This is a genomic window from Streptomyces sp. NPDC127100, assembly GCF_042724095.1.
Taxonomy (GTDB): domain Bacteria; phylum Actinomycetota; class Actinomycetes; order Streptomycetales; family Streptomycetaceae; genus Streptomyces.
Genome location: NZ_JBHXFL010000002.1, coordinates 204,301 through 224,284 on the forward strand (window position 1 = coordinate 204,301; position 19,984 = coordinate 224,284).

General features: G+C 71.9%; 16 protein-coding genes and 1 tRNA gene. 2 read left to right on the forward strand and 15 right to left on the reverse strand.

Annotated elements, in window-relative coordinates; genetic code table 11:
• Positions 1–46: 46 nt before the first annotated feature.
• The 3 genes from ACFWJB_RS03780 to ACFWJB_RS03790 form a co-directional block, all read right to left on the reverse strand.
• Positions 47–119 (reverse strand) — tRNA-His (locus ACFWJB_RS03780).
• A gap of 99 nt (positions 120–218) precedes the next feature.
• Positions 219–821, reverse strand: coding sequence for an oligoribonuclease (gene orn, locus ACFWJB_RS03785; RefSeq protein ID WP_385461987.1), 603 nt, complete (start codon positions 819–821; stop codon positions 219–221).
• A gap of 55 nt (positions 822–876) precedes the next feature.
• The gene (locus tag ACFWJB_RS03790) at positions 877–2,238 is read right to left on the reverse strand and encodes a helix-turn-helix domain-containing protein (RefSeq protein ID WP_386920067.1); all 1,362 of its coding nucleotides are present in this window, start codon (positions 2,236–2,238) and stop codon (positions 877–879) included.
• A gap of 811 nt (positions 2,239–3,049) precedes the next feature.
• On the opposite strand from ACFWJB_RS03790, the gene ACFWJB_RS03795 reads away from it, so the two are divergent.
• Positions 3,050–3,577 carry a universal stress protein gene (locus tag ACFWJB_RS03795; protein ID WP_385461981.1) on the forward strand — a complete coding sequence of 176 codons (528 nt, stop codon included), beginning with the start codon at positions 3,050–3,052 and terminating at the stop codon, positions 3,575–3,577.
• Positions 3,578–3,652: 75 nt separating this feature from the next.
• Here the strand turns inward: ACFWJB_RS03795 and glmS are convergent, their stop codons facing one another.
• From glmS to ACFWJB_RS03810, 3 genes are all read right to left on the reverse strand, one after another.
• Positions 3,653–5,470: a glutamine--fructose-6-phosphate transaminase (isomerizing) gene (gene glmS / locus ACFWJB_RS03800; protein ID WP_385461975.1), complete on the reverse strand. Its 1,818-nt coding sequence runs from the start codon at positions 5,468–5,470 to the stop codon at positions 3,653–3,655.
• Between the two features lie 38 nt (positions 5,471–5,508).
• Positions 5,509–5,766, reverse strand: coding sequence for a hypothetical protein (locus ACFWJB_RS03805; RefSeq protein ID WP_385462006.1), 258 nt, complete (start codon positions 5,764–5,766; stop codon positions 5,509–5,511).
• Positions 5,767–5,890: 124 nt separating this feature from the next.
• On the reverse strand, positions 5,891–6,796 hold the full coding sequence (locus tag ACFWJB_RS03810; protein ID WP_386920070.1) for a DUF4429 domain-containing protein: 906 nt from the start codon (positions 6,794–6,796) through the stop codon (positions 5,891–5,893).
• A gap of 77 nt (positions 6,797–6,873) precedes the next feature.
• Between ACFWJB_RS03810 and ACFWJB_RS03815 the strand changes: the two genes are divergently transcribed.
• Positions 6,874–8,478 carry a beta-N-acetylhexosaminidase gene (locus ACFWJB_RS03815; RefSeq protein ID WP_385461970.1) on the forward strand — a complete coding sequence of 535 codons (1,605 nt, stop codon included), beginning with the start codon at positions 6,874–6,876 and terminating at the stop codon, positions 8,476–8,478.
• 66 nt (positions 8,479–8,544) lie between these two features.
• Here the strand turns inward: ACFWJB_RS03815 and ACFWJB_RS03820 are convergent, their stop codons facing one another.
• The 9 genes from ACFWJB_RS03820 to ACFWJB_RS03860 form a co-directional block, all read right to left on the reverse strand.
• The gene (locus tag ACFWJB_RS03820; protein ID WP_385461968.1) at positions 8,545–10,314 is read right to left on the reverse strand and encodes an IucA/IucC family protein; all 1,770 of its coding nucleotides are present in this window, start codon (positions 10,312–10,314) and stop codon (positions 8,545–8,547) included.
• Positions 10,311–10,862, reverse strand: a complete 552-nt coding sequence (locus ACFWJB_RS03825) for a GNAT family N-acetyltransferase (RefSeq protein WP_385461965.1) — start codon at positions 10,860–10,862, stop codon at positions 10,311–10,313. Before ACFWJB_RS03825 ends, ACFWJB_RS03820 begins: the two co-directional genes overlap by 4 nt.
• A complete protein-coding gene (locus tag ACFWJB_RS03830) occupies positions 10,859–12,142 on the reverse strand; it encodes a lysine N(6)-hydroxylase/L-ornithine N(5)-oxygenase family protein (protein ID WP_386920073.1) in 1,284 nt (427 codons plus the stop codon). The genes ACFWJB_RS03825 and ACFWJB_RS03830 overlap by 4 nt, the downstream gene beginning before the upstream one ends.
• Positions 12,126–13,580, reverse strand: coding sequence for a lysine decarboxylase DesA (desA, locus tag ACFWJB_RS03835; RefSeq protein WP_386920075.1), 1,455 nt, complete (start codon positions 13,578–13,580; stop codon positions 12,126–12,128). The genes ACFWJB_RS03830 and desA overlap by 17 nt, the downstream gene beginning before the upstream one ends.
• 183 nt (positions 13,581–13,763) lie before the next feature.
• Entirely contained in the window at positions 13,764–14,636 is an 873-nt protein-coding gene (locus ACFWJB_RS03840) for a siderophore-interacting protein (RefSeq protein WP_386920077.1), read from the reverse strand.
• Between the two features lie 31 nt (positions 14,637–14,667).
• Positions 14,668–15,717 (reverse strand): ABC transporter substrate-binding protein, encoded by a 1,050-nt coding sequence (locus ACFWJB_RS03845; RefSeq protein ID WP_385461953.1) that lies wholly within the window; start codon positions 15,715–15,717, stop codon positions 14,668–14,670.
• A gap of 118 nt (positions 15,718–15,835) precedes the next feature.
• Positions 15,836–16,996 carry an acyl-CoA dehydrogenase family protein gene (locus tag ACFWJB_RS03850; RefSeq protein ID WP_385461950.1) on the reverse strand — a complete coding sequence of 387 codons (1,161 nt, stop codon included), beginning with the start codon at positions 16,994–16,996 and terminating at the stop codon, positions 15,836–15,838.
• A 5-nt stretch (positions 16,997–17,001) separates the two neighbouring features.
• The gene (locus ACFWJB_RS03855; protein ID WP_385461947.1) at positions 17,002–17,949 is read right to left on the reverse strand and encodes a hydroxymethylglutaryl-CoA lyase; all 948 of its coding nucleotides are present in this window, start codon (positions 17,947–17,949) and stop codon (positions 17,002–17,004) included.
• Positions 17,946–19,961, reverse strand: a complete 2,016-nt coding sequence (locus tag ACFWJB_RS03860; RefSeq protein WP_385462003.1) for an acetyl/propionyl/methylcrotonyl-CoA carboxylase subunit alpha — start codon at positions 19,959–19,961, stop codon at positions 17,946–17,948. Before ACFWJB_RS03860 ends, ACFWJB_RS03855 begins: the two co-directional genes overlap by 4 nt.
• Positions 19,962–19,984: the final 23 nt, after the last annotated feature.

Genomic DNA, 19,984 nt, shown 5'->3' on the forward strand with positions numbered 1-19,984 from the left:
CATCAGCCGGTGACCTTCTTCCGAAGGTCACCGGCTGATCGATCAGGGTGAGTGACGGGACTTGAACCCGCGGCATCCTGGACCACAACCAGGTGCTCTACCAGCTGAGCTACACCCACCATGGCCGGTAGTCGGAACCTTTTGCGGGGTTCCCCGACCGGCTGAGAAAAAGTGTACAGGGTCCGAAGGGGTGCTCGCGCCCGCCTTTCCCGGCGCCCCTAAGGGGCGGACACGACGTGCTTGGCGGCGATCGCCTTGGCCGTGTCGGAGTCGGGGCCGGGCTGCGGGACGAAGACGGCCTCGCGGTAGTAGCGCAGCTCGGCGATGGACTCGCGGATGTCGGCGAGGGCGCGGTGGTTGCCGTTCTTCTCGGGACTGTTGAAGTAGGCCCGCGGGTACCAGCGCCGGGCCAGCTCCTTGACCGAGGAGACGTCCACGATCCGGTAGTGGAGGTAGTTCTCCAGTGTCGGCATGTCCCTCAGCAGGAAGCCGCGGTCGGTGCCGACCGAGTTGCCGCACAGGGGGGCCTTGCCGGGTTCCTTCACGTGCTCCCGCACGTACGCCAGGACCTGCGCCTCGGCGTCCGCCAGCGTCGTGCCGCCCTCGAGCTCGGCGAGCAGGCCGGACGCGGTGTGCATCTCCCGCACCACCTCCGGCATCGTCTCCAGGGCCCGCTCCGGCGGACGGATGACGATGTCGACGCCCTCGCCGAGCACGTTCAGCTCGGAGTCGGTGACGAGGGCGGCCACCTCGATGAGCGCGTCGTCGGACAGCGAGAGGCCGGTCATCTCGCAGTCGATCCACACCATGCGATCGTTCATGGGGCCACCCTACGGCGGGCGTCCGGTGCATGGACCCCCGGCGTCGATGCCGGCCTCACGGGAGCTGCCGCCCCCGGACCCCCGCTTCGGCCTGGGCGGCCTCGTCCGCGAACGCCGGACGGGCTGAGTGGGTCCGCCCTGCCCGGCGTGGGGGAGGGCCGGACGGCCGGGAGCGCCGGGCGGGCCGTGGGCCCGCCCCGCGCGCCCCGAGGTGAAGGCACGGGGGGCGGCGCAGCCCCCGCCGGCGCGCCCCGGCGGGCCGGCCCCGGGGGCGGCGGGTCTGGAACGGGACCTGGCTCTCCACCGGCACACCGGCCGGCTGCTGCCCGGCCTCGTACGGGGCGGGCAGCCGGGACGGGCCCGCGCCGCCGCCCTCCGCGTCCACCGGCCGGTCGCCCTGCGGGCGGCGGGCCCGGTAGGCGGCCCGGTAGGCGGCGGGGGAGGAGCCCAGCTGGCGGCGGAAGTGGCCGCGCAGCGCCACCGGCGAACGGAAGCCGCAGCGGCCCGCGACCTCGTCCACCGAGTAGTCGGACGTCTCCAGCAGCCGCTGCGCCTGGAGCACCCGCTGGGTGATCAGCCACTGGAGCGGCGCGCTGCCGGTCAGCGAGCGGAAGCGGCGGTCGAAGGTGCGCCGGCTCATGTACGCGCGGGCCGCCAGCGTCTCCACGTCGAACTGCTCGTGGAGGTGCTCCAGCGCCCAGGCGACGACCTCGGCGAGCGGGTCGGCGCCGATCTCCTCCGGTAAAGACCGGTCGAGGTAGCGCTCCTGGCCGCCGCTGCGGCGCGGGGGCACCACCAGACGCCGGGCCAGGGCGCCGGCCGCCTCGTTGCCGTGGTCCGTGCGCACGATGTGCAGGCACAGGTCGATGCCCGCCGCCGTGCCCGCCGACGTCAGGACGTCGCCGTCGTCCACGAACAGCTCGCGCGGATCGACGTGCACCGACGGATAGCGCTTGGCCAGCGTCGGCGCGTACATCCAGTGGGTGGTCGCCGGGCGGCCGTCCAGCAGGCCCGCCGCCGCCAGGACGAAGGCGCCGGTGCACAGCCCGACGATGCGGGCCCCCTCCTCGTGCGCCCGGCGCAGGGCGTCGAGCGCCTCCTCCGGCGGTGGAGAGGTGATCGACCGCCAGGCCGGCACGACGACGGTGCCGGCCCGGGAGATCGCCTCCAGGCCCTGCGGCGCGGTGAGTTCGAGTCCCCCTGTGGTCCGCAGGGGGCCCTCCTCACCGGCGCACACCAGCAGTCGGTAGCGCGGCACGCCGGCGTCCTGGCGGTCGATGCCGAACACCGACAGCGGTATGGAACTCTCGAAGATGGGGCCGCCGCTGAACAGCAGCACCGCGACGATCTCCTTGCGGCGTCGCCCGGACAGCTTCCGGGCCGCGGCTTCCGGCGCGGCAGTGGAGTCGTGGCTCATCCCGCTAAGCCCCCCTCGGTGGTCGCGGCGCCCTCAACCTTTCGGGTCTGTCGCTCCAACACGTTTCCCCTCGGTCCTGCACGAGTCCCCCGCCGTAGACAGTCAAGATCGAATCTACTGCGTCCCGTCGTACCGAGGTGGCCGGTTCGGCACTTGGGACATTGTCGACATGGCAACTTGGCGTGAAGCAGTCGATCACGAAGGGTTGCACTCCGGGGCGCCACAGGGAAGTGCGCCTTGTGGCAGTGGCCAATCCACATAGGGTGCGCGGGGGCCCCGAGACCCTGTCCGTGCAGGTGGAACGGGGGTTGGGGGGTGATTCGGGTCAGGGGGGAGACCCCCGTGGAAGTTGGCTGAAAAGAAGCGGACTCGTGCGCGGAAACCGGTCAACCGACCGGTGTTTTTCACCCGGCGTGGCGCGCACCCCCGGACCCGCCCCGCAGGACCGGGACGAGGCCGCGGCCGAACGCCGCCCGGCGGACCGGACCGGTGATCCCGTCCCCGCGTCGGCGGCGCCGCCGGCCCGGTTCACGGAGAGCGACGTCCGGCCGGTCCTCCGGTCACGACGGGCCGCGGCCGGGGGCACCGGCAGTTGAATCCCGTGCAAACCGCCTGTACAGCGCAGCAACCATTGCGTTACGGGCGCCCCCTCGGGCATGCTCCGGGGAACCCGCGGCGGACCCCGCGCGGGATCTGGGCGAAGGAGGCGTGGCGCCGTACCCTTGGGGGTATGGGGTTGGGAAGACAGTTCCCGGACACTGCTCCGCCGCACATGTTGCCCCCCATAGAGGATGTAAACGCCGAGACAGCCATGGCCGGTCACGAATTCTTCGAACCCGCGGACCGCAAGCGGCCCGTCGCCGAACCTACGGCGGCCGAGCCCCTGGCGGCCGGAGAGCCACGCCAGTCGTGCGACCCAGCCTTCAAGCACGGTGTCGTCGTGGGCTTCGACGGCTCCACCTCCAGCGAGCGCGCTCTCGCGTACGCCATCGGCATGGCGCGCCGGCTCGGCTCGGGCCTGGTCATCGTGCACGTCGCCAACCGGCTGCCGACCACGGTGTGGGCGGGCTGCGAACCACCCGTCTTCGTCGACGTCCCGGACCACCGCACCGAGGTGCTGGGTCTGGAGCTGGCGTGTGCCGACTACCTCACCGAGGTGCCCTGGATCCTGGTCGAGCGCGGCGGTGACATCTGCCACGAACTCGAGGAGGTGGGGCGGGAGTACGAGGCGGACGCGATCGTCGTCGGCTCCAGTCACGGCCTCGTGGGCCGGCTCTTCGGCTCCGTCGCCGGGCGCCTCGCCAAGCGGGCGCAGCGGCCCGTGGTGGTCATCCCCTGACGTCCGGAGCTCCCTCGTCCCGCGAACGGCCCCGCACGAACACGTGCGGGGCCGTTCCGGCGTTCCGCCGGTGTGCTACTCCACCGTGACGGACTTGGCGAGGTTGCGCGGCTTGTCGATGTCCCGGCCCAGGGCCAGGGCCGTGTGGTACGCGAGGAGCTGGAGCGGGATGCCCATGAGGATCGGGTCGAGCTCGTCCTCGTTCTTCGGGACGACGATGGTGTGGTCGGCCTTCTCCTGCTCCCGGTGGGCGACGGCGAGGATCTGGCCGCTGCGGGCCTTGATCTCCTCCATGGCCGCGCGGTTCTTCTCCAGCAGGTCGTCGTCCGGCACGATCGCGACCGTCGGCAGGGCGGGCTCGATCAGGGCGAGCGGGCCGTGCTTGAGCTCGGAGGCCGGGTAGGCCTCGGCGTGGATGTAGGAGACCTCCTTGAGCTTCAGGGAGGCCTCGCGGGCCACCGGGTAGCCCCGGACGCGGCCGATGAAGAGCATCGAGCGGGCGTCGGCGTACTGCGCGGCCAGCTTCTTGATCTCCTCCTCCTGCTCCAGCATCTCGGCGATCTGCGCGGGCAGCCTGCGCAGGCCCTCGATGATCCGCTTGCCGTCGCGCACGGACAGGTCGCGGGTGCGGCCCAGGTGCAGGGCCAGCAGCGCGAAGGCGACGCAGGTGTTGGTGAAGCACTTGGTGGAGACGACGCAGACCTCGGGGCCGGCGTGCACGTACATGCCGCCGTCCGCCTCGCGGGCGATCGCCGAGCCGACCACGTTGACGATGCCGAGGACGCGGGCGCCCTTGCGCTTCAGCTCCTGCACGGCGGCCAGCACGTCGTAGGTCTCGCCGGACTGGGAGACGGCGATGTAGAGGGTGTCGGGGTCGACGACCGCGTTGCGGTAGCGGAACTCGGAGGCCGGCTCTGCGTCCGCGGGGATGCGGGCCAGCTCCTCGATCATCTGGGCGCCGATCTGGCCCGCGTGGTACGAGGTGCCGCAGCCGAGGATCTTCACGCGGCGCACGGCGCGCGCGTCGCGGGCGTCCAGGTTGAGGCCGCCCAGGTGCACGGTGGAGAAGCGGTCGTCGATCCGGCCGCGCAGCACGCGGTCCACGGCCTCGGCCTGCTCGTGGATCTCCTTGTGCATGTAGGTGTCGTGGCCGCCCATGTCGTAGGAGGCGGCCTCCCACTCCACGGTGGTGGGCTCCGACGTGGTGCGGGTGCCCTCGGTGGTGTAGGTGCGGAAGTCGTCGGCCTTGAGGGTGGCCATCTCGCCGTCGTCGAGGGTGACTATCTGCCGGGTGTGGGCGACCAGCGCGGCGATGTCGGAGGCGACGAACATCTCCTTCTCGCCGATGCCGAGGACGACCGGCGAGCCGTTGCGGGCGACGACGATGCGCTCGGGGAAGTCGGCGTGCATGACGGCGATGCCGTACGTGCCCTCGATCACCCGGAGGGTCTCGCGGACCTTGTCCTCCAGCTTCTCCGCCTCGGAGCGGGCGATGAGGTGGACGAGGACCTCGGTGTCGGTCTCGGAGAGGAACTCGACGCCGTCCGCCTCCAGCTTGCGGCGCAGGTCGGCGGCGTTGTCGATGATGCCGTTGTGCACGACGGCGACCTTGTTGTCGGCCGACATGTGCGGGTGGGCGTTCACGTCGGAGGGGGCGCCGTGGGTGGCCCAGCGGGTGTGGGCGATGCCGGTGGTGCCCTTGAAGCGCGCCGGGACCTTGGCCTCCAGGTCGCGGACGCGGCCCTTGGCCTTGACCATCTTCAGGCCGGCCGTCTTCGGGGAGGTGACGACGATGCCCGCCGAGTCGTAGCCGCGGTACTCCAGGCGCTGGAGGCCCTCCAGCAGCAGGGGCGCGACGTCACGCTTGCCGATGTATCCGACGATTCCGCACATATACCGTATTCCTCGCAGGTCTCGTGTCCGACGGCCTCTCAGCCGTAGACGATGCGGCGCAACTGGCGGAGCGTCAGCTCCGGCGGTGCCACCGCGCGGTACTTCAGTTCCGCCGCGATCCGTTCGAAGATCGTCGCGTTCACCAGGCCCTGGGCCTGGAGCTCGCGGTGGCGGCGACGGACGTACTCCTCGGTCGTCTCGTCGAAGTAGGCGAGCACGTCCTGGACCACCCGCAGCGCCTCGCCCCGGCTGAGGGGAGTGGACCGCGTCAGATGATCAACGAGTTCGTCGTGCACCCGGTAGATCTTGGGGTACGAGCGGGGCTTTCGCAAGAAACCTGCCCGATATCGGGCAAGGTGCCGACGAAACTCTTATGGGCGGCTGGTCGGAGGCCGTCCCTCCCGTGGCGGCGCCCCCGGTTCACAGCCGCTTGAGCACGGCCGCCTTGGCCAGCGCGAACTCCTCGTCCGTCAGGATCCCGTCGCGGTGCAGTCCGCCCAGCTCCCGCAGCCGCCGCAGCAGTGCGTCGTGGTCGTCCCCGGCGACCGGAGCCGCGGCCGGCGCGGGGCCCGGGGCGGGGTCCGCGGCGGGCTCGGCCGGGGACGCGCCCTCCAGGGCGGGCGGACCCGCCGGGTGCGGGAGCCGGGCCTGCACGGCGGCCGCCACCAGGGCCATCAGCGGGTCCCTCTTGAACCCCCACAGCTCGACGGCGTTGGGGTCGTACTTGGGCGGCACCTTGGCCGGCGCGGCCCGCACGGTGAAGCGGAGATGGCCGTTCTCCAGGCCCGCCGACGGCTGCCACTCCACCGCGGTGATGTCCGCGAGCGGCAGGGTGCGCGGGCCGCCGGCGGACTTGGCGTCCTCCGCCTGCCACTTCCACTCCAGCCGCACCCGCTCGCCGTCGAAGCTCGCCGTGCCGTCCCCGGCGGACACCGACAGGGGGACGGAGGGCCCCGCCAGCAGATAGGCGTCGACCGGGCCGGAGGGGACCTGCTCCAGCAGCAGGGCGTTGCGCACCTCGTCGACCAGGTACTCGGCGACGCCGTACCGGTCGGAGTCCACGATCAGCTGGTACGGGTCGTGCGGCTCGGCCAGCCGGCCGCCGGTCGCCTGGAGCAACGGGTCGGCGCCGTCCCGCAAGCGCAGCCTGAGCCGCCCGGACTTCTTGCCCTGCTCGAACGATATGCCCGCCAACGCCCGCAGCGGGACGAGCAGTTCACCCAGTTCCCGGCGGAGCAGGCCGACGTTCCTGTCGCGCCCGGGCGTCAGTCGCAGGGTGTCGCCGTCGAAGACCCACGTGCCGTCCTTCTGGATGATTTCCGCCATGCCGAGATTGTTCCACCGCTTCTGTGCGCGGCGGTTGTGCGGGAGAGTGGTCTATACCCATCGTGAAGGGAGAGCACGTGAGACGGCACCAACGGCACCGCGGAACGACTCCCCGTCTGACCCGGCTGCTCGGGTCGCTGCTGTTCGTGGCGGCGGCCGGAGCCTTCACCGTCGGGGCGGCCCCCGCCCCGGAGGCGGCCGCGATCCCCCTGGACCGGGTGATCCCCGCCCCGTCCTCGGTCGACCCCGGCGGCTCCCCGTACCGCATCACCAACGGCACCCACATCCGCGTCGGCGACTCGCGCGAGGCCCGCCGCGTCGGCGACTACCTCGCGGACGTCCTGCGGCCCTCCACGGGCTACCGCCTGCCCGTCACCTCCCACGGCGACGGCGGCATCCGGCTCCGCCTGGCCAAGGGACCGTACGGCGACGAGGGCTACCGCCTCGACAGCGGCCGCTCCGGCGTCACCATCACCGCCGCCGGGCCCGCCGGCCTCTTCCACGGCGTCCAGACCCTGCGCCAACTCCTCCCCGCGTCCGTCGAGAAGAGGACCGTGCAGCCCGGCCCCTGGCTGGTCGCGGGCGGCACCGTCGAGGACACCCCGCGCTACGGCTGGCGCGGCGCCATGCTGGACGTCTCCCGGCACTTCTTCACCGTCGACGAGGTCAAGGGCTACATCGACCGGCTCGCCCTCTACAAGCTCAACAAGCTCCACCTGCACCTCAGTGACGACCAGGGCTGGCGCATCGCCATCGACTCCTGGCCGCGCCTGGCCACCTACGGCGGCTCCACCGAGGTCGGCGGCGGCCCCGGCGGCCACTACACCAAGGACGACTACAAGGAGATCGTGCGGTACGCGGCCTCCCGCCACCTGGAGGTCGTCCCCGAGATCGACATGCCGGGTCACACCAACGCGGCCCTCGCCTCCTACGCCGAGCTGAACTGCGACGGCAAGGCGCCCCCGCTGTACACCGGCACCAGCGTCGGCTTCAGTTCGCTGTGCGTCGGCAAGGACCTCACCTACGACTTCGTGGACGACGTGGTGCGCGAACTGGCCGCGCTCACCCCCGGCCGCTACCTCCACATCGGCGGCGACGAGGCGCACTCCACGCCGCACGAGGACTACGTGAAGTTCATGGACCGGGTGCAGCCGATCGTCGCCGAGTACGGCAAGACGGTGGTCGGCTGGCACCAGCTGACCGGCGCCGCCCCGGCCAAGGGCGCGCTCGCCCAGTACTGGGGTCTGGACGGCACCAGCGCCGCGGAGAAGGCCCAGGTCGCCAAGGCCGCGCAGAACGGCACCGGCCTGATCGTCTCGCCCGCCGACCGGACCTACCTCGACATGAAGTACACCAAGGACACCCCGCTGGGCCTGTCCTGGGCGGGCTACGTGGAGGTCCAGCGGTCCTACGACTGGAACCCGGACGCCTATCTGCCGGGCGTGCCGGCCTCCGCGGTCCGGGGCGTGGAGGCGCCGATGTGGACGGAGACCCTGTCCGCACCGGACCAGCTCGAGTTCATGGCCTTCCCGAGGCTGCCGGGCGTCGCCGAACTGGGCTGGTCCCCGGCCGCCACGCACGACTGGGACACCTACAAGGAGCGGCTCGCCGCGCAGGCGCCGCGCTGGGAGGCACTGGGGATCGACTACTACCGCTCGCCCCAGGTGCCCTGGACGAACTGACCCGCCGATACCGACGGGCACCCCGGAGGACCGTCTCCGGGGTGCCCGTCCGCTCGTGGGGGCCCGCTACAGGCCCGCGATGGGGTTCGTCAGGTTCCCCACCAGCTGCAGCGCGCCGGACGGGTCCGCCAGGTCCACCATCTGCCGGTTGTCGCGAAGCTGGAGCCGGTTGAGGCAGGACAGCGCGAACTCGGGGGCGAACATGTCGTACCGGGCGAACTTGTCGGCCAGCTCCGGCACCGACTCCTGGTAGGCGCGGGTGACCTCCGCGACCGTCCGCCAGAAGCCGTCCTCCTCCAGGACCCCCTCCTCGGCGAGGCCGGCGGCGAGGAACCGGAAGAAGCAGTCGAAGACGTCCGTGAAGATCGACAGCAGCTTCTTGTCGTCGGGGACGTCCACGGCGATGCGCGAGACGGCCGGCGGCAGTACGGCGTCCGGGTCCATCACCGCGATCTCCTCGGCGATGTCCTTGTAGACCGCCCGCTGCACGACCCCGTCCTTCAGCACGAGGATCACGTTCTCCCCGTGCGGCATGTAGACCAGGTCGTAGGCGTAGAAGCTGTGCAGCAGCGGGACGAAGTAGGCCCGCAGGTAGTGCCGCAGCCACTCGGTGGGGGCGAGCCCCGACCGCTCGATCAGCGCGCCCGCGAAGGAGGCGCCCTCGTGGTCGACGTGGACCAGGGAGGCCATCGTCGCCAGGGTCTCGCCCTCCTGGAGCGAGGGCACCGGGCTCTCCCGCCACAGCGCGGCCAGCATCTTGCGGTACGGCGAGTAGCGGTCGGTGGCCCGCTCGTACTCCAGGTGCCGGTAGCCGACGGCCGCCCGCTCCCGGATGATCGTCAGGCCCGTCGACTTCAGCACCGGGTCGCCCTCGATGAGCTGGGCGAGCCAGTCGTTGATGGCGGGGGTGGCCTCCATGTAGGCCGCCGACAGGCCGCGCATGAAGCCCATGTTGAGGACGGACAGGGCCGTCTTCACGTAGTGCTTCCCGGGGTGCGAGGTGTTGAAGAAGGTGCGGATGGACTGCTGGGCCAGGTACTCGTCGTCGCCCTCGCCCAGGCACACCAGGTGCTGCCGGGCGACCTCGGCGGCGAAGGTGACGGTGAGCTTGTTCCACCACTGCCAGGGATGGACCGGGATGAACAGGTAGTCGGCCGGGTCCAGGCCCCGCTCGCGCAGGACGCCGTGGAAGCGCTCGACGGTCGCCTCGCCCAGCTCGTCCCGGACGAAGGACTCGTACTCGACGCCGACGCCCGCCGTGAACGCCGCCCGCGAGCGGTGGGCGGCCAGCCACACCAGCCGGACCGGGTTCGCGGTCTCGGGGGCGTACGACAGGTAGTCGTCGATGCCGAAGCCCAGCCGCCCGTTGTTGGCGACGAAACAGGGGTGGCCCTCGGTCATGCCGGTCTCGACGGCCTGGAAGCCGCTCCTCGCCAGCTCGGCGGAGGTGACCCGCGGCTTGGTGAGCTTGTAGCAGGTGCCGGACAGGGTGGAGGAGATCTCCTCCAGGTAGACCGGCAGGATCTCGTCGCTCAGCCCCAGGGACTCCTTCAGCTCGACGAGGAAGTCCAGTGCGGCGATCGGGAGTTCCGCCCCGTCGCGGTGGCGGGTGATCGAGTCGGCGTCCACCTGCCAGTGGTCCAGGGCGCGGACGGTGGCGGTGAAGCGGTACCGGGTCTGGCCGTCGTCGCTGCGGACGACGTAGCCGTCCCCGTCCCGCTCGGGCGTGAGCAGCCGCTCGTGCGTGAACTCGGCCAGCGCCTTGCGGACCAGGAGGCGGTTGGCCCGCTCCCAGCGCTCGGGGGAGAGGTGCGCCACGGTGTCGGCCGGGCTCATGCGGACACCGCCTCCTCGAACCGCTCGCGGGTGCAGAAGCTCAGCAGCGCCCTCTTCTCCGGCTTCTGGATCTCGCGCTCCGGCACGAATCCGACGGCCGCGTTCAGGGCGTGGACGGCCTTGTTGCCGACGTCCGGCTCGACGACCACGCGGGCGGTCGCCGGGTCGGCGAACAGCTCGGTCATCACGGCGGTGATCACCGCCCGGGTGAAGCCGTGCACCGGCCGGTCGGTGGGGGCGACCAGGAAGTGCATGCCGACGTCGCCGGGCTCCGGCTCGTACAGGCCGGTCAGCTCGCGGTGGGCCGGGTCGTACTTCTCCATCAGGAAGGCGGGGACGCCGTCGTGCAGGCCGAGGTAGGCGTGGTGGTGCTCGTCGGCGGCCATCTCCATGTAGGCACGCTCGACGTCCACCAGCGTGGCGTCCTGCATCATCCAGAAGGCCGACTTCGGGTGGGTGACCCACCCGTGCAGCAGGACGGCGTCCTTCAGCGGGTCGAGGGGACGCAGGGTGAGGGCGCCGATCTGCGCGGCGGTGGGGGTGCTCATACGGCGAACTCCTGGAACGCGATGGTCTTCTCGACCGGGTAGTACTCGGTGCCACCGAGCAGCTCCCGGATGATGCAGCTGTTGCGGTAGGCACCCATGCCCAGGTCGGGGCTGGTGATGCTGTGGGCGTGGACACCCGCGTTCTGCAGGAACACGCCCCGGCCCGTGACGTCGACGCTGTAGTTGCGGGCGACGTCGAAGTTGCCCCGGGAGTCGTGGCGCAGCCGGTCCCGGACGGGCTTGAGGAACTCCGGCTCGGTGTACCGGTAGCCGGTGGCCAGGACCAGGCCGTCGGACTCGATCTCGAAGTCCTTGCCCTGCTCCTCCTGGCGGAAGCCGAGCGTGTACGTGCCGTCGGCGTACCGGGCGCTGGTCAGTGCCGAGTTGGTGAGCAGCCGGGTGGGGACGGGACCGCCGAGCCGCTTCTGGTACAGCAGGTCGAATATCTCGTTGATCAGGTCGCCGTCGATGCCCTTGAACAGGCCCTTCTGCTCGGACGTGAGGCGGTAGCGGGTCGTCTCGGGCAGCGCGTGGTAGTAGTCCACGTACTCCGGGGAGGTCATCTCCAGCGTGAGCTTGGTGTACTCCAGCGGGAAGAAGCGCGGGGAGCGCGTCACCCAGTTCAGCCGGTAGCCGTGGACGTCGATCTCGCCGAGCAGGTCGTAGTAGATCTCGGCGGCGGACTGGCCGCTGCCGACCAGCGTGATCGACTTCTTCTTCTGCAGCTCCGCCCGGTGCTGGACGTAGCGGGAGTTGTGCAGGAAGTCGCCGGCCAGGCCGCGGCAGGCGTCCGGGACGTGCGGCGGCGTGCCGGTGCCGAGGACGAGGTGGCGGGCGCGGTAGGTGTCGCCGGACGTGGTGGCGACGACGTACAGCTCGTCCGTCTCGTCGTACGTCACCTCCGTGACCGTCGTGGAGAAGCGGACGCTGCTCAGCTTGTTCGCGGCCCAGCGGCAGTAGTCGTCGTACTCGACGCGCAGCGGGTAGAAGTTCTCGCGGATGTAGAACGCGTAGAGCCGGCCCTTCTCCTTCAGGTAGTTGAGGAAGGAGTAGGGGGACGTCGGGTCGGCGAGGGTGACCAGGTCCGACATGAACGGGGTCTGGAGGTGGGCGCCGTCCAGGAACATGCCGGCGTGCCACTCGAAGTCCGGCTTGGACTCCAGGAAGACGCCGTCGAGTCCGGCGATGGGCTCGGTGAGGCAGGCGAGGCCGAGGTTGAAGGGGCCGAGGCCGATCCCCACGAAGTCGTACGGGGCACTGGCTTCAGGAAGCGCGGTCAAGGGACTCTCCCAGGTACTGCTCGGCGTGGCCGGCGATCAGGTCGAGGACGGCGGCGATGTCGGCCGTGGTCGTCTCGGGGTTCAGCAGGGTGAATTTCAGGTAGTGGCGGCCGGCCACCTTGGTGCCCGCGACCACCGCGTCGCCGGAGGCGAACAGGGCCTTGCGGGCGTACAGGTTGGCGCGGTCGATCTCCGCGGGCTCGGCGACGGCCGCCGGGATGTAGCGGAAGACCAGCGTGGACAGGCTCGGCTCGACGACCACGTCGAAGCGCGGGTCGGCGGCGAGCAGTTGCCAGCCCTCGGCGGCGAGGTCGCACACCTCGTCGAAGAGTTCGCCGATGCCGTCGGCGCCCATCACGCGCAGCGTCATCCACAGCTTGAGGGCGTCGAAGCGGCGGGTGGTCTGGAGGGACTTGTCGACCTGGTTGGGGATGCGCTCGCGCACCATCCGGCGCGGGTTGAGGTACTCCGCGTGGTAGGTGGCGTGGCGCAGGGTGGCCGCGTCCCGAACCAGCAGGGCGGATGAACTCACCGGCTGGAAGAAGGACTTGTGGTAGTCGACGGTGACCGAGTCGGCGCGCTCGATGCCGGTCAGCCGGTCCCGGTACTTCAGGGAGGCGAGGAGTCCGCAGCCGTAGGCGGCGTCCACGTGCATCCACACCCCGTACTGGGCGCACAGCGCGGCGATCTCCGGCAGCGGGTCGATGGAGCCGAAGTCGGTGGTGCCGGCGGTGGCGACGACGGCCATGGGGACCAGGCCGTCCGCGGCACAGCGCTCCAGCTCGCGGGCGAGGGCGACGGTCTGGAGGCGCTTGTCGTGGTCGACGGGGACCGCGACGACGGCGTCGGGGCCGAGACCGAGCAGCTTCGCCGACTTCTGGACGCTGAAGTGGCTGACCTCGGAGGCGAAGACGCGCAGTTTCGCGAGGTCGGCCCCCCCTTCCCCTGGCTTGGCCTCCTCGCGGGCCAGCAGCAGCGCCTGGAGGTTGGACTGGGTGCCGCCGGAGGTGAACACGCCGTCGGCGGCGGGGCCGAGGCCGGCGCGGGCGGTCGTCCAGTCGATCAGCTTCCGCTCGATGAGGGTGCCGCCGGCCGACTGGTCCCAGGTGTCGAGGGAGGAGTTGACGGCGGTCAGGACCGCCTCGGCGAGCACGGCGGGGATGACGACCGGGCAGTTGAGGTGCGCGAGGTAGCGGGGGTGGTGGAAGTAGACCGCGTCGCGGAGGTAGACGTCCTCCAGCTCGTCCAGGACCGCGGCCGTGTCGTGCAGCGGCCGGTCGAGGTCGATCCCGTCGATGCGGGGGGCGAGGTCGTCGACCGTGACGCCGGTGAACGGCCGCTGGGTGGTGGCGAGTTTGGCGGCCACCCGCTCGACTCCCTGGGTCACGGAACGGCGGTACTGCTCCGCGGTGGTGTCGTTGAGCAGGTGCGAGCGCATGTGGGGGTCCTCCGGTGGGGACGGTCCGAGAGGGACGGAAGGGGGCGGAGCCCGGGCTTCGGAACTTAGGTTAGCCTAACCTAACTGGCGCTGGCCATAGACGTGCGTCCACGTGATGGCCGTCACTCGCGTCCCAACCAGCCGTCACAGAGGGCGAGTTGAGGTGCGGCGGGCCGCCGTGCGTCAGCCCTGCGCGCGGAGCTGTTCCTCCGTCAGGCCCTGCCGCCAGTAGCCGACGAAGGTGACGCGGCGCCGGTCGATGCCGCGCTCGCCCACGAAGTGGCGGCGCAGCCGCTTGACGCGGCCCGACTCGCCGGCGATCCAGACGTACGGGTTCCGGGCGGACGGCAGCCGGGCCGCCCGCAGCGCGTAGAGCGCGAGGCCGGCCGGGTCGTCGGCCCCGTCCCGGACCAGCCAGGTGATCTCGGCGTCCGCCGCGGTGGTCAGCTCCTGCACGTCCTCGGCGTGCGGCACCTCCAGCCACACGCGGGCGCGGGTGCCGGCCGGCAGGGACTCGACGGCGGCCGAGGCGGCGGGGAGGGCGGTCTCGTCGCCCCAGACGACGACCAGGTCGGTGTCCCCGGGCGGCCGGAAGCGGATCGCCCGGTTGTCGGCGACCGCCGGCCCCAGCAGCAGGACCCGGTCGCCGGCGGCGGCCCGGGCGGCCCAGCGGGAGGCGGGACCCGCCTGCACCGCGGCCTCCGGCCCGCCCGGTCCGACGCCGTGCAGGACGAAGTCGACGTCGATCTCCTCGGTGTTCCCGACGGCGTCCCGGCGCAGGTCCCGCAGGGTGTAGGAGCGCATCACCGCCCGTACGTCGTCCGGCAGTTCACGCCACGCCTGCCACCAGCCGTCCCCGAGTTCGACGGGCACCACCGGCTCCGGCCGGCCGGGGTGCGGCAGGAAGAGCGACAGGGACTGGTCGCGCCCGTCGGAGCGGAAGGCGGCGAGGTCGGGCCCGGCGAAGGTGACCCGGGTCAGGGACGGGCCGAGCCGCCGCGTCCGTACGACCTGGAGGGAGAAGAAACGGAACGGGGCGGCTACGGCAGTCGTCACGGGTGGCTCCTGCGAGTCGGGGCGGACGCGGTCAGCTGACCTTCTTCGCGTTCTCGATGGCCTCGGCGAGCTTGTCGAGCAGCGGCGCGCACTTGTCGTAGGACAGGATCGGCTCGGGGGAACGGGCGATGACCTGGCCGGCCTTGACCGCGGGGAGCTGCTTCCAGGTGCCCTCGGTGATGTCGGCGGGCTGGATGGTCGAGGAGCGGTCGTCCATGATGATGACGTCGGCCGGGTACTTGTCGACGTTCTCCCAGCTCAGGCTCTCGAACCAGCCGCCGGTCGCCTTCTTGGCGTCCTCGGAGGGCTCGACGAAGTTCACGCCGAGGGCCTTGAAGTACTCGAGGTCGACGGACAGGTTGGTGCCGGAGACGTAGAACAGCTCCGGGCTGGCGGAACCGGCCAGCACCTTGATCTCGGGCTTGGCCTTGGCGGCGGCGCGCAGCCGGGCCGCCGCCTTGTCGAAGGCCGCCTTCGCGTCGGTGACCTTCCGGGCCTTCATGTCCGCGCCGAGCGACTCGGCCAGCTCCCACATGCGCTGGAGCGGCTGGGTGAGCTGGCGGTCGAAGACCGAGATCGCCACGCTGGGCGCCAGCTTCGCGATCTTGTCCTTGGACTCCTCGGGGACCGACCAGAGGGTGCCCGCGGTGTCGAACGTCGTGGTGGCGAGCAGTTCGGGCTGGAGGCCCACGTACTTCTCGACGTCGAGCTTGCCCCACTCGTTGCCGAGGACGGTGACCTTGCTGACGTCCATGTCGCCCGCCTGGACGTCGGGCTTGCCGTCCTTGGTCGTGGTGGGGCCGAAGACGCCCTTGACCTGGACGCCGTAGTCCCAGAGCGCGGCGGCGACGCCGGTGAAGGCGACGATGTTCGCCGGCACCTTGTCCAGCTTCACGGTCGTGCCGCGGTCGTCCTTGAAGGACCAGGGGCCCGCCTTGGCCGCGCCGCCCGACCCGTCGCCCGAGCCGCCGCTCTTCGCGTCGTCGCCCCCGCAGGCCGCGAGCACGGCACCGAGGCCGAGGACGCCCCCGGCGGCGAGGATTCCACGACGGGTCAGGTGGGCAGCGCTGGCGTTGGACATGGTGTGGGCCGCTTTCGAACGGGGCGGAACGTCCGCCGGACAATTCGAGGAAAGGTTAGCCTAACCTCAGATCTTGTCCAGTGGCCGGGTGCGGACCGCCCCGTCCGGGCGGCCCCGTTCAGCTCACCAGGCCCAGCTCACGGGCGATCAGCATCCGCTGGACCTCGCTCGTGCCCTCGCCGATCTCCAGGATCTTGGCGTCCCGCCACATGCGGGCCACGGGGTACTCGTTCATGAATCCGTAGCCGCCGTGGATCTGCGTGGCGTCCCGGGCGTTGTCGACCGCGACCGTCGACGAGTACAGCTTCGCCAGCGCCGCCTCCTTCTTGAACGGCTCGCCCGCCACCAGGCGGGAGGCCGCGTCGCGCCAGGCGAGACGGGACGTGTGGGCCTTCATCTCCATGTCGGCGATCTTGAACTGGATCGCCTGGTTCGCCCCGATCGGCCGGCCGAAGGCGTGGCGCTCCTTCGCGTACGCCACCGACTCGTCCACGCAGCCCTGCGCGAGACCGGTGCCCAGCGCGGCGATGGCGACCCGTCCCTCGTCCAGGATGCGCAGGAACTGGGCGTAGCCGCGGCCCTGTTCGCCCAGCAGGTTCTCCGCCGGCACCCGGACGTCGGCGAAGGACAGCTCACGGGTGTCCGACGCGTTCCAGCCGACCTTCGAGTACGGGGCGGCCACCGTGAAGCCCGGGGTGCCGGAGGGGACGATGATCGCCGAGATGAGCGGGCGGCCGTCCGGCTTGCGGCCCGTGACCGCCGTGACCGTGACCAGGCCGGTGATGTCGGTGCCCGAGTTGGTGATGAAGCACTTGGTGCCGTTGATCACCCACTCGTTCGTGGCCTCGTCCAGGCGGGCCGTGGTCCGGGTCGCGCCCGCGTCGCTGCCGCCGTCCGGCTCCGTCAGGCCGAACGCGCCCAGGATCTCGCCCGAGCAAAGCCGGGGCAGCCACTCGCGCTTCTGCTCCTCGGTGCCGAACAGGTGGACCGGCATCGCGCCCAGCGAGACACCGGCCTCCAGGGTGATCGCCACCGACGAGTCCACCCGGGCCAGTTCCTCCAGGGCCACGCCCAGCGCGAAGTAGTCACCGCCCATGCCGCCGTACTCCTCCGGGAACGGCAGCCCGAACAGGCCCATGCGGCCCATCTCGCGGACGATCTCGTACGGGAACTCGTGCCGCTCGTAGAAGTCACCGATCTTGGGTGCCACCACGTCGTGGGCGAACTCCTCGACCGTGCGGCGGAGTTCCTCGAGTTCGGGGGAGAGCTTGTGGTCCATGGCTGTCACTGCTCCTGGTGGGAGAGGGCTCGTACGGTGCGGGACGGGCTGGGTCGGCCCAGGTGGGCGGCCATCCAGACGCTTGTGGCGACGAGACGGCCGAGGTCGACGCCGGTGTCGATGCCGAGGCCCCGCAGCATCCACACGAGGTCTTCGGTGGCGAGATTGCCGGTGGCGGACTTGGCGTACGGACAGCCGCCCAGCCCGCCGGCGGAGGCGTCGACCGTGGTGACGCCCTGCCGGAGGGCGGCCAGCGTGTTGGCCAGGGCCTGGCCGTAGGTGTCGTGGAAGTGCACGCCCAGCGCGGACACGGGCACGTCCGCCTCGGCCAGCGCGGTGAGCAGGGCCGTCACATGGCCCGGGGTCGCCACCCCGATGGTGTCGCCGAGGCTCAGCTCGTCGCAGCCCATGTCCAGCAGGGCCCTGCAGACCCGCACCACCTGGGGGACGGGGACCGGGCCCTCCCACGGATCGCCGAAGCACATCGAGAGATAGCCCCGGACGTGGACGTTCTGTCCCTTCGCCCGGGCCACCACCGGCTCGAACATCGCCAGCGCCTCGTCCACCGTGCGGTTGAGGTTCGCCCGGGCGAAGGCCTCGGTGGCGCTCGCGAAGACCGCCACGCCCCGGGCGCCCAGCGCCAGCGCGCGGTCCAGGCCGCGCTCGTTGGGCACCAGGACCGGCAGCGACACCGGCAGGCCGGACACCTCCGGGTAGAGGTCCTCGGCGTCCGCCAGCTGCGGGACCCACTCGGGGTGGACGAAGCTCGTCGCCTCGATGGTGGTCAGGCCCGTCCCGGCGAGGCGGCGGATGAACTCCGCCTTGACGGCCGTCGGGACGGTCGCCTTCTCGTTCTGCAGGCCGTCCCGGGCGCCGACCTCGTGGATCCGGACCCGCGCGGGCAGGCCCTCGGCGGGCACGGCCATGGGCAGGCCCAGCTCCGGGGCGTTCATACCGTCTCCTCCTCCGCCGGGGCGATGACCGCCAGCACCTGGTCCATGGCGACCGTCGTGCCCGGCGCCACGTCCAGCTCCGTGACGGTGCCCGCGTGCGGGGCGGAGACGACGTGCTCCATCTTCATCGCCTCCACCACCAGCAGGCTCTGCCCGGCCGTGACCTCGTCGCCGACGGCCACCTTCACCACCGTCACCGTGCCCGGCATGGGCGCGGTCAGCGAGTCGGCGCCCGCGTGGGCGGCGCGGCTCAGCGAGGCGGCGACCGGGTCGTGGTCGCGCACCTGCCAGGCGTCGCCGTCGCGGCCCAGCCAGGTGCCGTCCGGCAGCGCGGCGAAGGTGTGGGTGACGCCGTCGAGCCGGAACGCGTACCGGTGCCCGTCGCCCGACCGGGTGACCGCGGACGCGCGCAGGGGCTCCTCCGCGCCCTCCGCCAGCAGCTCGGTCCCGCCGTCCGGCGTGCTGCGCACCCGCACGGTGACCGGATCCCGGCCCGGCACGCGCAGGTGGTACGGGGTCCAGGCCCGCTCCCCGCCCAGGCGCCAGCCGTCCGCGGCGTCGAACGGGTCCGACCAGCCGGTGGCGGGCGCGGCCGGCGCCGGCGCCGCCCGGCGCAGCAGCGCCGCCGCCGCGTAGACCTCCGGCGCCACCTCGTCCGGGACGAGGCTGTCCACGTCCCGCTCCACCAGCCCGGTGTCCAGCTCGCCCGCCACCACCGCCGGGTGGGCGAGGAGCCGGCGCAGGAACCCGGCGTTGGTCTGCACGCCCAGCGTCACCGTCCGGGCGAGGGCCGCCCGCAGCTTGCGCAGCGCCGTGGCGCGGTCGGGGCCGTACGCGATCACCTTGGACAGCATCGGGTCGTAGAGGCTGCCGACCTCGGTGCCCTCGCTGAGCCCCGAGTCGGTGCGCACGCCGTCGCCCTCCGGCTCGTACAGCCGCAGCACCGTGCCGCCGGACGGCAGGAACCCGCGCGAAGGGTCCTCCGCGCACAGCCGGGCCTCGACCGCGTGCCCGGTCAGCCGGACGTCCGCCTGGGCGACGCCGAGCGGCTCGCCCGCCGCGACCCGCAGCTGCCACTCCACCAGGTCCAGGCCCGTGACCAGCTCGGTCACCGGGTGCTCCACCTGGAGGCGGGTGTTCATCTCCATGAAGTAGTACTGCGAGGGGTCGCCGCCCGGGACGATGAACTCCACCGTGCCCGCGCCCCGGTAGCCGCAGGAGCGTGCCGCCTGCACGGCCGCCTCGCCCATCGCGGCCCGCGTGGCCTCGTCGAGGAGGACGCTCGGCGCCTCCTCGATGATCTTCTGGTGCCGGCGCTGGAGCGAGCACTCGCGCTCGCCCAGGTGCACGACGTTCCCGTGGCCGTCGGCCAGGACCTGGATCTCGATGTGCCGGGGCCGGTCGATCCACCGCTCCACCAGCAGCGTGTCGTCGCCGAAGGAGGCGCGGGCCTCGCGGCGGGCGGCGGCGATCTCGTCGGCGAGCACCGCGGCGTCCCGCACCAGCCGCATGCCCTTGCCGCCCCCGCCGGCCGACGGCTTCAGCAGCACCGGCATGCCGATCCCGCGGGCCGCGTCGGCGAGTTGCGCGTCCGTCAGGCCGCTGCCGCTGGAGCCGGGCACCACCGGCACCCCGGCCGCCTTCACCGTCTCCTTGGCCCGGATCTTGTCGCCCATCAGGGCGATGGCGTCGGCGGACGGCCCGATGAAGACCAACCCCGCCTCCTCGCAGGCCCGGGCGAAACCGGCGTTCTCGGCGAGGAAGCCGTACCCCGGGTGGACGGCCTGCGCCCCCGTGCGGGCCGCCGCCTCGAGCAGCCGCTCCACGGACAGGTAGCTCTCCGCCGCCGGAGCCGGGCCGATCCGCACCGCGGTGTCGGCCTCCCGTACGTGCCGGGCGTCCGCGTCGGCGTCGGAGAAGACCGCCACCGAGCGCACGCCCAGCGTCCGCAGCGTCCGGATGACGCGGACGGCGATCTCGCCCCGGTTGGCGACGAGCACGGTGTCGAACATGCGTGAAGCCTCGTCTGTGTTTC